This window comes from Cytobacillus sp., assembly GCF_032154635.1.
In the GTDB taxonomy this organism is placed as follows: domain Bacteria; phylum Bacillota; class Bacilli; order Bacillales; family Cytobacillaceae; genus Cytobacillus.
The window spans coordinates 36,980-51,910 of record NZ_JALDXW010000020.1 but is presented as its reverse complement, the minus strand read 5'-3'; the positions used below and the strand labels follow the sequence as shown (position 1 = coordinate 51,910).

Genomic DNA, 14,931 nt, shown 5'->3' with positions numbered 1-14,931 from the left:
TTGTCAATGAACACCTAAAAAAATCACGGTGGATGAACACCGTGATTTATCTATCGAGTCTTTAGAATGGCATGTTCTTTTAATCCCTTTCCAGTTATTCCAAAAGCCAAAACAGTCATTATAGTAAATATGCCTGGGAATGTTACATACCACCAGCATGTGAACAAGAATTCTCTTCCTATATTCATGAGAAGCCCCCATTCAAGCTCAGGCGGCTGGGCTCCAAGACCCATAAATCCTAATGCAGCTACCATTAATATAATTGTCCCCATATCTATTAATACCCGGGAAAGGAATAAGGCCATGTTGTTACTTGAAACAATTCGCTTAAAAATTATGATCCATGCCGAGCCATCTAAAGAATGCGTTGCCTCAACAAGCCCGCGTTCTTTCAATGAATCAATTTGTTTCAAAATTGGGATCGTATACCATGGCCACCAAGATACAGAAATAGCGATAATTGCCGACTTCATAGAGGCACCCACTAAAGTAGCAATTCCGATGGAAAATAAGAACGAAAGCGCTGGAAACTTTTGGAATATCTCACAGATGCGCTTAATCGTTTCAGAAACCCTATTTCCAAAATACAACACCCCTGCCCCAAAAAAGAACCCAAGCGCTGCTGACAAACTAAGTGAAATTAGACCAACTTGGAAAGCTATTCTTGTACCATAAATCACACGACTAAATAAATCTCTTCCTCGTTCATCTGTTCCAAAAAGATGCTCCATATTAGGCGGCTGAAACTTTTTTTCTAATTGAGAACCTCCATTAATATCATCAGGATAAGGAATTATAATAGGGGCAAAAATGGCAATTAAGATCAAGATTGAAAGAAAAATAAAACATACAAATGAAAGTTTTTTCTTTTTTATAAGTGTACCTATCTCCTTCCATAGCAGTTTTCTTTTCGCTTGCTTCTTTATAAGAACCTTTTCCACTGAAGTAGAAGGTACTTGTGAGTCTTCATTTTTGATTTTATTTACCTCCTCATTCCTATTTGCCATCCATTAATGCTTGATATTAGTATAATTGTCTATTAATAACATACAATATTTTCCTAACAATCAAAGTATACTAATTCACAACTGGCAGATTAATAAAAAAAACGGCCCCGTTATCGGAACCGTTTTTCATATTAATGCTCAGAATCCATGGGATTGTATAATTTAACTTCTGGATTTTTATCTTGGAACCATCTTAACGCGAAATCATTTTCAAATAAAAAGACTTTTTTATCATAACGGTCATGAACAAGAAGGCTTCGAGAACTGGAGAGATTTTCACTTACTTCATCCCCCTCAACCCAACGGACAATTTTCGAACCAATTCTTTCCATGTATACTTCTGTGTTATATTCATTTTTCATTCGGTGCTCAAATACTTCAAATTGAAGCTGACCGACTGCACCAAGCAATAGATCTTCCGTTTTTACCGTTTTATAAAGCTGAATCGCACCCTCTTGTACAAGCTGCTGAATCCCTTTATGGAAGTGCTTTTGCTTCATGACATTCTTCGCAGAAACTCTGACGAAGAGCTCTGGTGTAAATTGCGGTAGACGGTCGAATTGGAAATTTTCCTTTCCGGAAGTTAATGTATCCCCGATTTGGTATGTGCCTGGATCATAAATTCCAATAATATCCCCACTTACGGCAAGATCAACCGTACTTCTATCATCAGCCATAAATTGAGTGGATTGAGCAAGCTTGATCTGCTTCCCAGTTCTCGGAATATTTACGGTCATTCCTCGTTCAAACTGACCTGAACAAATTCTCAGGAATGCAATCCGATCTCTATGTGCAGGATTCATATTCGCTTGAATTTTAAAGATAAAACCAGAGAAATTTTCTGATAGCGGGTTAATTTCACCAGCTGTTGAATTCCGTGGCTGTGGAGATGGTGCAAATTGTAAATACGACTCTAAAAATGTTTGCACACCAAAATTTGTTAATGCGCTACCGAAGAATACAGGCGTTAACTCCCCTTCAGCAATTCTTTCTTTAGAGAACTCATTGCCAGCTTCATTCAAAAGCATGATTTCCTCAAGGGTTTGCTCATACAGCCCCGAATTCTTCAAAGCATGCTCCCCTTCAATTTCTCCTTCTTCATTTAAAGAAATAAAGCGCTTGTCTTCATCCACACGGAATTGCTCAATTCGATTATTAAAACGATCATAAATACCAAGGAATTCCTTCCCCATTCCAATTGGCCAATTCATTGGATACGATTCAATCCCCATGACTTCTTCAAGCTCTGCAAGAAGTTCCAATGGTGTCTTTCCTTGTCGATCCAACTTATTAATGAAGGTGAAAATAGGAATCCCCCTCATTCGGCATACTTTAAAGAGCTTAAGCGTTTGCTCCTCAATCCCTTTTGCAGAATCGATAATCATGACCGCACTGTCTACTGCAGTTAATGTCCGATACGTATCTTCACTAAAATCTTGGTGTCCTGGTGTATCTAGAATATTGACTCTCGCTCCATTATAATCAAACTGCATCACACTGGAAGTTACTGAGATCCCTCTCTGTTTCTCTATTTCCATCCAGTCACTTGTTGCATATTTTCCGGTCTTCTTTCCCTTAACCGTTCCTGCATCCCGAATAGCCCCCCCGAATAGCAGTAATTTTTCTGTTAATGTCGTTTTACCTGCATCCGGGTGGGAAATAATTGCAAATGTCCGGCGTGATAAAACTTCTTCTTCAAACTTTTTTGCCATGGTTAATTCCTCGCTGACTCTCAAATTTATCGCAGATTACCTACCAGCGCAATTGACATCACGCTGAAGGAATTCTCAATTTAATCATACCTTTCATTTTATCGCTCTGAAAAAAAGAATGCAATGCTGCATTTACACATCTTATTGCTTTTTTCTAGAAGGTTCATGAACTATACTAATTATAGACAAAACATTTTGATTCGGAGGTGCTCGATTGGATTCCATTACTCATACTTTATTTGGGCTTGCTTTATACGGAACTGTTGATAAAAAGAACATGGATATTAAGCATAAACGAGCCTATCTCGTTACTGCAGTTGGTGCAAGTCTCATTCCCGATATAGATGTCCTATCCCGCTTTTGGGATACAGAAGGAATGTACCAAATGTGGCACAGAGGCATTACACATTCGATTTTTCTCACCCCTTTTTGGGCACTCCTTTTTTCACTCCTCTGTCTACTATTGTTTAAGAGTAAAGATATAAAACTGTTCTTTCTTGGATGGATAGCAGTCATTATTCATAATACAAGTGATCTATTTAATGCGTGGGGAACCGGCTATTTAGAACCATTTTCATCAGTAAGGATTACATTTGGGACCATTCCCATTGTTGATTTTGTTGTATGGATGATTATGGGTATAGCCTATATTTTTTCAAAGAAGAAACAGGGAATATCTCCATTTTATTTTAGAATGGCATGGATGTTTATCATCCTGCATTTTATGGTACAAACCATACAAGGACTATTTATTTACAACCAGTATAGTGAAAATTATGATCAAGTGGCACTATCCGCTGGCTTTATTCCTTGGACCTATTCTGTGATTACTAAAAAGGAGAAAGAAGTTACAATTTTTTCTGATAGTCTATTTCAAAAGAAAAGGGCGCAGTATGTATTACAGTCATCCGAAGATGCTAATTTGGACATGCTATTTGATAAACGTCCTGAAGCAAAAACTCTATATCAATGGGCACCATTCGTTGTTCTCGTCGATGATAACGATCGCATCGGCTTATTTGATCCACGGTTTTACCGGAATGGACAATCCTTTTTATTTGAATATATCGAGAAAAACAAATAATTACTTTAATGGAGGAAAAAATATGTCAAATAAAAAAGACTATGAAACAGGCTATAAAAAATTTCTTTCAAAAGCTAAAAAATATTTAGACAACCCTCGTGAAACAAATCGTTTACTTAAGAAAACAGAAAAAAAAGCAAGAGTAAACAAAGCATCTTTTACTGGAGTATGGCAGAAATTTCAACTTCTTATTGATCTCGTTAAGTCTTGGTCAAGCGGTGAATATCGAGCAATATCAAAGAAATCCATCTTATTCATTATTGCTTCTATCCTTTACTTTATTTCCCCCCTTGATATCATACCGGATTTCTTAATTGGTATCGGCATGGTGGACGATGCAGCCGTCATTGCATTTGCTATCAAACAGCTTTCTGATGAATTGGAAAAATATAAGAGTTGGAAACAAAATCAGCCCATTGAAGCAGGAGAAAAAGAGCATATATAATCGTGAATATGTTTTTGATGACTGTGATTCTTCCACCGCCCCGATCTTAGAAGCAAAGTGCCTCTTTCCACAAAAAAAGAACATCTCCAAAAATACTCAGGAGATGTTCTTACTTAGCAAAGCGATGATTTCCAATTTCTTCAGTTACTGTTTGTGCTCTTAGCCATGTACTGCTTGTTTTATCGGGATTGAAAAAGTATACGGAGTCATTTCCTTTTCCTTCAAGAACAAGTGCCTCCATAACCGCTTTTTTAGAATCATTGTCAGCAGGCTCGTTAATAGCTCCATTATCCACTGGCTGAAACTGCCTTTCTTCATATATAACATCTTTTATATTATCAGGAAAACGTTTGTCCTTTACTCGGTTTAAAACGACCAGTCCGACTGCAACCTTTCCTTTATAGGGCTCCCCTTTTGCTTCCGCATGGACGAGTCGTGCAAGAAGATCCTTTTCTTCTTTTGTAATTGATTTTGGTAAAATAATCTTTTCACCAGGTTGGACTTTTCCTGAATTTTTATGATTAATCTTCATTAAATCTATCTCAGATACTCCATGTTCCATTCCAATATCAAAAAGGGAATCCCCCTTCTGAACTGTATAAATATCAACATGATCTAAAGTTTCAGCGTATGCGTAATTTTTATCAGTTTGGAAAAACGGGAATGAGAGCATCACGAGCCCTGCAAAAACTACTGCAAGTTTCTTCATCATTTCTCCTCCTTTTTTCCTGCTTGAACAACATCTATAACCGTAACATAGAAAATTGAACACTTCTACACCTCAATTATTCCCATAGAAATCCAGTGAAATATTGGAATTTGTTCAAAATAAGGTGATAGTTAAGATAAATAGTACTTTTTTCTAGTCATTTAGAACATTTCTGTTATAATGGGTTAGGAATAAAATCGCTTTTAAAAAATGAATAGGCAGAATTGTAGGGGAACCGTGTAATCGGTTGAGATTTCATCAATAAGGTGATAACCCTTTGAACCTGATCTGGTTGATACCAGCGGAGGGAACATATTCTAATACATAGATGTGTTTAGTTTATATGCGCCCTGGTTCATGCCGTGGGCGTTTTTATTTTGCAAAAAATCCATAGATTCTGGAGAGCATAAGTATAAATCACCTGGAGGTTAAGAGATGAAGAAATGGATAGCAATCCTAAGTTCTGCCTTGCTGCTTGCTGGATGCAGCGGCGGTGAGAATCAAACAAAAGAAAAGGACAATAACGAGTTAGAAAAGGTTACAGTTGTTCTAGATTGGACACCAAATACGAACCATACTGGCTTATATGTTGCCAAGGAAAAAGGATACTTTGAAGAAGAAGGTCTTGATGTGGAGATCATTATGCCTGGTGAAGCTGGCGCTGATCAGCTAACTGCATCTGGAAAGGCTGATTTTGGCGTTAGTTATCAGGAAAGCATTACACAAGCACGTGTGCAAGGAGTTCCTCTCGTCTCTGTTGCAGCCGTGATCCAGCATAATACATCTGGGTTCGCTTCACCTGCTGAAAAAAACATCACCTCTCCGAAAGACTTTGCAGGGAAAACATATGGGGGATGGGGCTCTCCAGTTGAGAAATCCGTTCTTGATTCATTAATGAAAATCGAAAAAGCAAAAGTTGAGGATGTTTCAATTGTTAATATGGGAGATGCCGACTTCTTCACAGCTGTAAAACGCGATATTGATTTCGCTTGGATTTATTATGGCTGGACAGGCGTAGAGGCAGAGCTGCGCGGGGAAAAAATAAATATGGTTTATTTAACCGATTATAGTGATAAGCTTGACTATTATACCCCTGTACTTGCAACCAATGAAAAAATGATTGAGAGTAATCCTGAAACGGTAAAAGCTTTCGTTAAAGCAGCATCAAAAGGATATGGCTATACCATAGACAACCCTAAAGAAGCTGCAGAAATCCTATTAAAAGCTGCTCCAGACCTAGATGAAGAGCTTGTGAAAAAAAGCCAGGAATGGTTAGCACCTCATTATCAAGACGATGCCTCAAGATGGGGTGAACAGAAGCTAGACGTTTGGAAAAACTATGCAGATTGGATGTTTGAAAACGGTTTGCTTGATAAGAAATTAGAAGCTGAAAAAGCATTTACAAATGAATTTTTACCTGAGTGAGGAGAGTTAGAGAATGGCAAATGCATTAGTAAGTATTCAAATTATACCAAAAACAAAAAACGGGGAAGATGTCATTCCTTACGTTGATGAAGCAATTCGTGTCATTGATGAGTCAGGAGTTAAGTATGAGGTTCACCCGCTGGAAACAACGATGGAAGGTGAATTGGAACAATTATTAAGAATAATAGCTGAAATGAACGAAAAAATGATCGAAAAAGGGAGCAGAAATGTCATTTCGCAAATTAAAATTTTATATCAGCCTTCAGGAATTGAAATGACCGATCTAACGGAGAAATACCGTTCATGATGAACCATTTATTAAAAGGATGGAGACCAGCATTTGTTCTCCTCCTTTTATTCATTATTTGGGAAATGACAGTTAAACTGGCTGATATTCCTGCGTGGCTTCTCCCACCGCCTACAGATATTTTTAAAGAAGCAATAGAAGGCTGGGGAAACTTTCATGCTCATCTTGAATCAACCATTAAACTTTCATTACTTGGATTTTTGATTGGTTCAGCAATTGGATTATTAACAGCTATTATCCTTCATCTCCTTCCTTTAGTTAGAGAATCAATCTACCCTTTATTAATTTTATCACAGAATGTTCCAATTATTGTTCTTGCTCCATTATTGGTCATTTGGTTTGGGTTTGGCTTACTGCCAAAAATCATTGTTATTACACTCGTTTGTTTCTTCCCAATCACTGTTGCAGCTTTAGATGGGTTTAGACAAACTCCACATGAACTGAAGCATTATATGATGATGGCTGGTGCTCATCGAAGACAGCTTTTTTGGAAGCTTGAGCTTCCTTTTTCCTTGCCAGCAATATTCTCTGGTTTAAAGATTTCAGCTACATATAGTGTGATGGGGGCAGTCATCTCGGAATGGCTCGGTGCCAAATCTGGAATTGGAGTTTATATGACCTTGGCTTCCTCCTCCTTCCGAACAGATCGTGTGTTTGTTGCCATTTTATTTATTATGTTGTTAAGTCTATTATTATTTATTATCATTCTGCTGGCAGAGCGTTTTCTTGTCCGATGGAAAAGAAAGGAGGCTGAAAGGAATTGAGTTTACTTTCAATCGAAAATGTCTCAAAAAGGTTTGGGAAGAATGAAGTCATCCGAGGACTAAGTTTGGATGTTAAAGCAGGTGAATTTGTTTCTATCCTTGGGCCTTCAGGCAGTGGTAAGAGTACGATTTTCAACTTAATAGGAGGACTGCTAACTCCAGATGAAGGTACGATTCAATTACAAAACAAGAGCATTATTGGTAAACGCGGGTCCATTAGCTATATGCCGCAAACCCCATCATTGCTTCCGTGGCGAACGATTCTGCAGAATGTATTATTAGGCCAGGAGCTTCAAGGGAATATTAATCGAGATAAAGCGATTGATATGATTGAAAAGGCAGGACTGAAGGAAAATATTCATTCCTATCCTCATGAATTATCAGGAGGAATGAAACAGCGAGTAGCCTTTATTCGTGCACTCTTAAGCCCACAGCCAATCATTCTGCTGGATGAACCGTTTTCTGCATTAGATGAATTGACAAGGCTTGATATGCAAAAGTGGCTGCTCAATATTTGGGATTCTCATAAACCAACCATCCTTTTTGTTACCCATAATATTGAAGAAGCACTTTTCCTTTCTGATCGAATTTTAGTTCTTTCCCATCGGCCTTCACATGTTATTAGTGAGCTTAAGGTTCCTTTTAACCGGCCGAGAGGTGAAGAACTTTTACTTGAAGATCAATTTTTGGCAAACAAGAGAACGATTTACTTTACATTAAAAAGGAGGGATGGGGAATGAAAACAATGATCGATTCACACATTCATCTCGATCATTACAGGGATGAGGAAATACAAGAAATTATCTCTAGTTCCCCATCCATTCAGTCCATTATTTCTGTTTCATATGACTTAGAGTCTGCAAAGAGAAATCTTTTATTATCTGAAAAATTTTCAAAAGTGCAGCCAGCTTTTGGGTATCACCCTGAACAGCAATTACCGAATGAAAAAGAACTGGCAAAACTAATCACATGGATCGAGTCACATAAAGATAACATGGTTGCCATTGGTGAAGTAGGACTTCCCTATTATTTACGAATGGAAACAGCCGATCCATCCTTTCCATTACAAGGTTATATCGAGCTATTGGAAACATTTACTATCCTTACTAAAAAGTGGGCAAAGCCAATCGTGCTTCATGCCGTTTATGACGATGCCCCTATCGTTTGTGATCTTTTAGAAAAACACTCAATTGAAAAAGCTCATTTTCATTGGTTTAAAGGAGACAGCAAAACTGTAGAAAGACTCATTAAAAATGGCTACTTTATTTCCTTTACACCTGATATCGTCTATGAAGATGAGATTCAGGAAATTGCAAAAGTGTTCCCAATTGATCAGGTTATGGTCGAAACTGATGGACCTTGGCCATTTGATGGTCCATTTCAAGGGTTAGTTACTCATCCGCAAATGATGAATGAGACAGTTGGAATGATTTCTAAGCTAAAAAGGTTGCCCAAGCAGGAAGTCTATCGTCAACTACTTGCAAATACACAAAGCTTTTATTCCCTCTAATAGCCGTCTAAACTAAAAAAAAGCAGGAAGTCTCCTGCTTTTTCTAAATCGAATGATCTAGAATCTAAAACAAGCTGCGCCTACAATGATTAGAAGGATGAAAAGAACAACGATTAAGGCAAAACCGCCGCCGTATCCAAATCCTCCACCATATCCACAGCCGCCGTATCCAAAGCCGCCATATCCATACATACACTATCTCCTCCTTGCTGTCTTAAAATTCATATCTCCTATTACTAATATCCGTAACCACCGTAGCCCCATGAAGCACCAATGATTATTAATAGGATAAACAATACGACAAGTAGAGCGAAGCCTCCACCGCAACCTACGCCTCCACATTCATTTCCCATGTTCAAATACCTCCTTTGTTTGTTTCCATATATCCTATTCATTTACCCTAGATTGTGCGATAGACGAATGCACAATTTTAGGTACACTCCCCATAATGAAGGAGGGGTCCTTATTGAAAGGACCCCTCTAAATAGATATATATCTTCATTTTTTCATTCATTTCTTTTTATTAAAATGGGCGTTTAGTGCCTAAAGAGTATGCTTGTTACCTGCTATTGTCACTCACTCTTATCTTCTTTTTGTTTATTCTCTTTCAATTCCAGTGTTAAATGATCTAGGCTTTCACGAACATTAGATTTTCCTGAGAAATTTTCCAATAATTCTTTGACATCAATACCCGATGAAGCTTTCAAGCTTTCCTGCATCGTAGACATAAGATTTGTTGCATATCCAGTGACCTTATTCGCCCCGCCGCTTTTCCCATCACTGCCTGTATCAACTACAGTAATTTTATCAATGTTAGAAAGCGGGCTTGCCACTTGCTTCGCATATTCTGGGAGCATTTTCAAGACCATGTCCATAATCGCAGCTTGACCATACTGCTCGAACGCTTCAGCAATTTTGCGCTTTGCTTCAGCTTCAGCTAGACCCTTCAGACGAATGATCTCAGCTTCTGATTCACCTTGTGCACGCTGTGAGTCTGCTTTTGCAAGTCCATCCGCTCTCACACGCTCAGCTTCAGCCTTTGCTTGTGCTTCAATTCGGTACTTATTGGCATCTGCTTCAGCAAATTGCTTCTTCTTCTCTGCTTCTGCCGCTTGCTCAACCGCATAACGGTCCGCATCCGCTTTTTTCTTTACTTCAGAGTCATATTGGCGTTCTCTTCTTAAAATCTCTTTTTCCTCTAATTCAATTTGCTTTTGACGCTCGATAATCTTAATCTGCATTTCTTGTTCCGTTACTTCCTGTTTAGCACGAGCTGTTTCAAGATCATACGCTTGGTCTGCACGTGCTTTAGCAATATCCTGATCTCTGCGATAATCCGCCATTTTCATTTGGTTTTCTTTTTCTGCTTCAGCAATTTCAGTCGCTCTCTCAAGCTCTGCCTTTTGTGCATCCTTATCTGCTTCAGCACGTTTTATCCGTGTTTCTTTTTCTGCTTCTGCTGTTGCAATATCAGCATCCCGTTTCACTTGTGCAATTCTTGGCTTTCCTAATGAATCAAGGTAGCCATTTTTATCACGGACATCTTTAATTGTGAAGGAAACGATAATCAGACCCATTTTCGCGAGATCCTGTGAAGCCACTCTTTGAACTTCTTGAGAAAATTTATCCCGGTTTTTGTAGATTTCTTCAACAGTCATTGAACCAAGAATGGAACGTAAATGGCCTTCAAGCACTTCTTTTGCTTCATTTTCCCTGTCTTCTTTCTTTTTTCCAAGGAATTGTTCTGCTGCTGTAGCAATTTCACCAATTGATCCGCCAATCTTTATAATGGCTGTTCCGTCAGCCATGACCGGTACACCCTGCTCGGTATATACCTCTGGTGTTGAAACTTCTAATTTACTAGAAAGCAAGCTTAATGGTTCTGCCTGTTGAAATACTGGCAGTACAAATGTACCTCCACCTCTAATAATCTTAATTCTGTTGCCTGATTCATCCACGTGAACATTTTTACTGCCTAAATAGCTTCCAGTTACGATTAAAGCTTCATCTGGCCCCGCCGTCCGATATTTCGAAATAAAAACTCCTAATAAGGCAATTAATAAAAAAGCAACAATCCCAACAACAATCCAAATTTGAAGCATTTTTTCTCCCCCTATCTAATATTCATTTCGAGGTACTACATAAAGAACCCCATCTTTCACATCGATAACAAGAACCTTTTGTCCTTCACCAATGCCTTTATTATCAAAGCTAGCAGCAGGCTTTGAAATCCTTCCACTATAGCTTTCGATCAAAATTTCTCCAAACCCATTCACTGGAATCGGGATGATTACGGAAGCAATTCTCCCTTTTAAAGATTCTTCCGTATAAACAAGTGATTCTTCCGTATTGGCTAATGGAATTAGTACAAAAACATTTAATAAAATATCTAAAATAACAGAGGCAATTGCAGCAATGATAAGTATAAGGACACTATTCATCCCTGTAAGAATCTCCAATAAATAGCCTATTGCTGATAGAAAGGTGAAGAAAGCTAACACTAGAACTGGATTGAGAAACCCAGCAGCCTCAGACAGCCCTTCGACCATGTCGCCAAAAAATAAGTAAAGGATAATTAAGCTACCAGAAATGACAAGTACATAGAGATAAAGTGTTTGAATAGGTACGCCAAAAAGTTCCATTTTTTCACATCCCTTCTTTATCTATTATCAGATGTAATTGATTTAATTTATATACGAATAACCCGTATAAAAGTTTCAAAATTCTAACAAAATAAATAAGCACTAAGAATATACACTCTTAGTGCCTGCCTTTATCTTATAATGATCTGTGGATACCTAGAGCGAGCTGAGCATAACGTGACATTCTATCCTTTGTCCAAGGCGGATTCCAAACGATATCTACATCAACCTTATTGATTTCTGCAATATTATCTAAAATGGCACTTTTCACCCCGCTTACGATTTGCCCAGCCATTGGGCACCCCATTGATGTCATTGTCATATCAATATGCACATCATTCTCTTCATTGATGCTTACTTCATAAATCAATCCTAAATTCACAACATCTATCCCTAATTCCGGATCTATTACTAATTCCAGCTCTTCAAAAATTTTCTCTTTTAAAGTGTTGCTCATATACTTACCTCCTACCTTTGAAAAACATGAAATATAATTGATATTTATTATCATTATAAAAAATAAAAAAAGACAAAGCAGTGAATCGCATCACACTTTATCTCTTCATTGAAGATCTTTTTATCATTTCAACACTGAATCCTGCCATTGCTTGATGACTTAGGCGACGACTGCCCTTAAAGACTGTTTTGCAAATTGCGATAAATACTTTGAATTTAACCTACTATACTGTGAGATTAAATAGGCAGACTGTGTTGAGTTTTCTTTTCTTAACGTATTTAGCGCTTTAATCATCCCTTCTTCTGATTCAATTCCAATCCCGTGACCAAAATATAAACCATTCCCTAAGTAAACAGTATTCTCTCCAGTCCAAACAGGATGAGCAAAATCAGGATTATAAAAATAAACGACATCACCTGGAATAAAATCTCTGCCGACTTTAGTAATAATCCCTAAATCACGGTCATAATTCCAATCCCAAACAAGCAGCCGCTGGAACAACATATTGAAATAGCTTGTCGAGATCGAATCAAGAACTGCTTTATAATAAATAATTACAATTGCTGTAGAACATTCAAATGCATATTGATTGCTATTTATAAAAATATCATTAATTGCTTCAGAAGGCGGAACAGAAGGTTTGAGCAAATACCCATATTTTATCTTTTGCCAAATTTTCGGGTTAAATTTAGACGTTTGAAACGGAGCAAACGCAACATTACTTTCATGAAGCTTTCTGGCCGTTCGAATAATATTTTCTCTCAATTGGAGGTCAAATAGCAATTCATGGAGAGAACCGTACATATGCTGTAGTGGACTATTCTCTAAAGCAAGATAAATCTCTCGCTTTACCCCTTGAAAACTGCCTGCAGCTGGCTTTAATCCATAATCGCTAAGAACGATCATTTTTTCCCCAGCCTTTCTATAAGGTTTTATTTTACCTTATGGCATTTCATACAGGTTGGTTCCAATTTACAAGTCATTCAACATACTTTTCCGACCGTTGGGAATAGAATTTACTTTACAAAAGATTGATTTAAATGCTAACGTAATAAAATAATCTTGTTTTTAAAAAAGGTGAGGACATGAATAAAGAAATTATAAAATTCATACGTGAAAGCTATAATATGACACAACGAGATTTTGCTAAAATTGTTAGTTGCAGTTTTTCGCTAATCGCCTTAGTAGAAATTGGAAAAAGACGTGTAACATCTAATTTAGAAAGTAAAATAAAGGTTGCTTTCGATTTAGATGACCAACAGCTGCAATCAATCGCCTCTCTCGTCTCAGAGTTCAGTAAGGGCATTCCCCCATTTATGTAAATGGAGGATGAATCAACCCTCCTATTATCGGTTATGTTAAAAGCGAGCAAGCATTTAGTTGCTCAAATAATCGTGGTGGGAGTGATGTATCATGGCAAGAAACAAACTTTTAGTACCCGGTGCTAACAATGTATTGGATCAAATGAAGCAAGAAATTGCGGGTGAGTTTGGGGTTCAGCTAGGTGCTGATACGACCGCACGAGCAAATGGCTCTGTCGGAGGCGAGATGACCAAACGTCTTGTCGCCATGGGACAGGAGCAGTTAAAAAATCAGCAAGGTCAATCTTGATGATTTTTTGGAAAAGACCCTCTATGGGTCTTTTCTTTTTATCTACTATTGTAATTGATCCGCTTCCACTATCAGCTTAACTAAAATCTTTGCTCCATAGATAAGTGCCTCTTGATTAAATGACATTTTTGGATGATGCAAGCCGGGAGTTAAATCACAGCCTAAACCAATCATCGTTGCTGCAATGTCGGGATTTTTCAACGTATAAAAATGAAAATCTTCTGCTCCTGGGGATTTACAAATCGCCTGCAGACTTTCTTCATTAAGAATAGAGATAATGGCCCTTTCAGCTAATTTTATAGCTTTGTCATTCTTTATTGCTGCTGGAGAATACTCTTCAAGACTAAAATCAATAACAGTTTCCGTTAACTCAGCCATTTTTTTAATTGTATGTTCAGACTGTTTGATTAACTTTTCCATTGTTTCATTTGTTTCAGCCCTTAAATCAAATGTAAACCTTGCAGTTTCAGGTATTACATTTGATGCCTCTCCTCCATGTAGCTCCGTTATTTTAATCGAATAAGGATAGTCATCCTTTAAACGAATTTGCCTAATGGCCTGGATTAATAGCGCTGCCGCCTCAAGCGGGTTATTTCCTTCCTCAGGACGAGCTGCATGTGCCTGCATCCCTCTTATTGTTCCTTTAATGCTTACAGTTGAACCGTGGACAATGACTGGAGATGCTTTTCCAAAAGGAACCTCAAAGCTTGGGCGCAGATGAATACCTCCAAGAAATTTTACATTCTCTAATACACCCTCCTCCATCATTTTAAGCGCACCTTCTGCTTTCTCTTCAGCTGGCTGAAAAATAAACCGGACCGTATGAGTAAGAGGTATTTTTGTTTTTGCAAGCGCGAGTGCAGCGAACAACATCATGGTACTATGTGCATCATGCCCACATGAATGATTGGCCCGGACTATTCCATCTACCTCCTGCACTAATGCGTCCATATCCGCGCGAAGCGCAATTACATCTTCTTTTTTTCCTGGAATTTCAGCTACCAGCCCATAATGATCAGAAAATGTCTGAGTACTAATGCGGGATGCTACAAGCATTTTTTTTATATATTTAGAGGTTTTCTCTTCCTTCCAGCTTGGCTCAGCTAGTAAATGGAGTTCTTTATACGTCTGAAAAATATGTTTTCGCTCTTGATCAATAAACAAAATCGGATCCAATTATATATGCCCCCTAATCGAAATAGTCAAATAAATTAATAACATCATAAACAAAAATGAATGCTTTTGAAAGAAAAATGAT

19 protein-coding genes and 1 riboswitch are annotated in these 14,931 nt (G+C 37.9%); of the genes, 9 read left to right on the top strand and 10 right to left on the bottom strand.

Features of this window, described 5'->3' with window-relative positions:
- Window positions 1-50: 50 nt before the first annotated feature.
- Together RUH74_RS14780 and RUH74_RS14775 are read right to left on the bottom strand one after the other, a co-directional pair.
- Entirely contained in the window at window positions 51-1,007 is a 957-nt protein-coding gene (locus tag RUH74_RS14780; RefSeq protein WP_313801270.1) for an ABC transporter permease, read from the bottom strand.
- Between the two features lie 131 nt (window positions 1,008-1,138).
- Window positions 1,139-2,719, bottom strand: coding sequence for a peptide chain release factor 3 (locus tag RUH74_RS14775; protein ID WP_313801268.1), 1,581 nt, complete (start codon window positions 2,717-2,719; stop codon window positions 1,139-1,141).
- A gap of 214 nt (window positions 2,720-2,933) precedes the next feature.
- On the opposite strand from RUH74_RS14775, the gene RUH74_RS14770 reads away from it, so the two are divergent.
- Together RUH74_RS14770 and RUH74_RS14765 are read left to right on the top strand one after the other, a co-directional pair.
- Window positions 2,934-3,803 carry a metal-dependent hydrolase gene (locus RUH74_RS14770; RefSeq protein ID WP_313801266.1) on the top strand — a complete coding sequence of 290 codons (870 nt, stop codon included), beginning with the start codon at window positions 2,934-2,936 and terminating at the stop codon, window positions 3,801-3,803.
- A gap of 22 nt (window positions 3,804-3,825) precedes the next feature.
- On the top strand, window positions 3,826-4,248 hold the full coding sequence (locus RUH74_RS14765; RefSeq protein ID WP_313801264.1) for a YkvA family protein: 423 nt from the start codon (window positions 3,826-3,828) through the stop codon (window positions 4,246-4,248).
- Window positions 4,249-4,357: 109 nt separating this feature from the next.
- Here the strand turns inward: RUH74_RS14765 and RUH74_RS14760 are convergent, their stop codons facing one another.
- The gene (locus RUH74_RS14760; RefSeq protein WP_313801262.1) at window positions 4,358-4,960 is read right to left on the bottom strand and encodes a cell wall hydrolase; all 603 of its coding nucleotides are present in this window, start codon (window positions 4,958-4,960) and stop codon (window positions 4,358-4,360) included.
- Between the two features lie 215 nt (window positions 4,961-5,175).
- A riboswitch (TPP riboswitch) is annotated at window positions 5,176-5,284 on the top strand.
- A gap of 108 nt (window positions 5,285-5,392) precedes the next feature.
- Between RUH74_RS14760 and RUH74_RS14755 the strand changes: the two genes are divergently transcribed.
- From RUH74_RS14755 to RUH74_RS14735, 5 genes are read left to right on the top strand one after another with little or no spacing between them, the layout of a single operon-like run.
- Window positions 5,393-6,382: an ABC transporter substrate-binding protein gene (locus RUH74_RS14755; RefSeq protein WP_313801260.1), complete on the top strand. Its 990-nt coding sequence runs from the start codon at window positions 5,393-5,395 to the stop codon at window positions 6,380-6,382.
- A 13-nt stretch (window positions 6,383-6,395) separates the two neighbouring features.
- On the top strand, window positions 6,396-6,689 hold the full coding sequence (locus RUH74_RS14750; RefSeq protein ID WP_313801258.1) for a thiamine-binding protein: 294 nt from the start codon (window positions 6,396-6,398) through the stop codon (window positions 6,687-6,689).
- Window positions 6,686-7,453 carry an ABC transporter permease gene (locus RUH74_RS14745; RefSeq protein ID WP_313801256.1) on the top strand — a complete coding sequence of 256 codons (768 nt, stop codon included), beginning with the start codon at window positions 6,686-6,688 and terminating at the stop codon, window positions 7,451-7,453. The genes RUH74_RS14750 and RUH74_RS14745 overlap by 4 nt, the downstream gene beginning before the upstream one ends.
- Window positions 7,450-8,193, top strand: coding sequence for an ABC transporter ATP-binding protein (locus tag RUH74_RS14740; protein ID WP_313801254.1), 744 nt, complete (start codon window positions 7,450-7,452; stop codon window positions 8,191-8,193). Before RUH74_RS14745 ends, RUH74_RS14740 begins: the two co-directional genes overlap by 4 nt.
- The gene (locus RUH74_RS14735; RefSeq protein WP_313801253.1) at window positions 8,190-8,963 is read left to right on the top strand and encodes a TatD family hydrolase; all 774 of its coding nucleotides are present in this window, start codon (window positions 8,190-8,192) and stop codon (window positions 8,961-8,963) included. The genes RUH74_RS14740 and RUH74_RS14735 overlap by 4 nt, the downstream gene beginning before the upstream one ends.
- Window positions 8,964-9,020: 57 nt before the next feature.
- On the opposite strand, the gene RUH74_RS14730 is transcribed toward RUH74_RS14735, so the two are convergent.
- The 6 genes from RUH74_RS14730 to RUH74_RS14705 form a co-directional block, all read right to left on the bottom strand.
- The gene (locus RUH74_RS14730) at window positions 9,021-9,155 is read right to left on the bottom strand and encodes a YjcZ family sporulation protein (RefSeq protein ID WP_313801251.1); all 135 of its coding nucleotides are present in this window, start codon (window positions 9,153-9,155) and stop codon (window positions 9,021-9,023) included.
- A gap of 44 nt (window positions 9,156-9,199) precedes the next feature.
- Window positions 9,200-9,316, bottom strand: coding sequence for a YjcZ family sporulation protein (locus RUH74_RS14725; RefSeq protein WP_313801249.1), 117 nt, complete (start codon window positions 9,314-9,316; stop codon window positions 9,200-9,202).
- Window positions 9,317-9,535: 219 nt separating this feature from the next.
- Window positions 9,536-11,065 (bottom strand): flotillin lipid rafts scaffold protein FloT, encoded by a 1,530-nt coding sequence (locus RUH74_RS14720; RefSeq protein WP_313801247.1) that lies wholly within the window; start codon window positions 11,063-11,065, stop codon window positions 9,536-9,538.
- A 15-nt stretch (window positions 11,066-11,080) separates the two neighbouring features.
- Window positions 11,081-11,605 carry an NfeD family membrane protein gene (locus RUH74_RS14715; RefSeq protein ID WP_313801245.1) on the bottom strand — a complete coding sequence of 175 codons (525 nt, stop codon included), beginning with the start codon at window positions 11,603-11,605 and terminating at the stop codon, window positions 11,081-11,083.
- Between the two features lie 136 nt (window positions 11,606-11,741).
- Window positions 11,742-12,062, bottom strand: coding sequence for a metal-sulfur cluster assembly factor (locus RUH74_RS14710; RefSeq protein ID WP_313801244.1), 321 nt, complete (start codon window positions 12,060-12,062; stop codon window positions 11,742-11,744).
- Window positions 12,063-12,221: 159 nt separating this feature from the next.
- Window positions 12,222-12,968 carry a protein-glutamine gamma-glutamyltransferase gene (locus RUH74_RS14705; protein ID WP_313801243.1) on the bottom strand — a complete coding sequence of 249 codons (747 nt, stop codon included), beginning with the start codon at window positions 12,966-12,968 and terminating at the stop codon, window positions 12,222-12,224.
- Window positions 12,969-13,147: 179 nt separating this feature from the next.
- On the opposite strand from RUH74_RS14705, the gene RUH74_RS14700 reads away from it, so the two are divergent.
- Complete coding sequence (locus RUH74_RS14700) at window positions 13,148-13,384, top strand: helix-turn-helix domain-containing protein (protein ID WP_053475331.1); 237 nt, start codon at window positions 13,148-13,150, stop codon at window positions 13,382-13,384.
- Window positions 13,385-13,475: 91 nt separating this feature from the next.
- Complete coding sequence (locus tag RUH74_RS14695; RefSeq protein WP_313801242.1) at window positions 13,476-13,673, top strand: alpha/beta-type small acid-soluble spore protein; 198 nt, start codon at window positions 13,476-13,478, stop codon at window positions 13,671-13,673.
- 45 nt (window positions 13,674-13,718) lie between these two features.
- Here RUH74_RS14695 and RUH74_RS14690 read toward each other — a convergent pair whose 3' ends face one another.
- Window positions 13,719-14,849 carry an amidohydrolase gene (locus RUH74_RS14690; protein WP_313801240.1) on the bottom strand — a complete coding sequence of 377 codons (1,131 nt, stop codon included), beginning with the start codon at window positions 14,847-14,849 and terminating at the stop codon, window positions 13,719-13,721.
- Window positions 14,850-14,931: the final 82 nt, after the last annotated feature.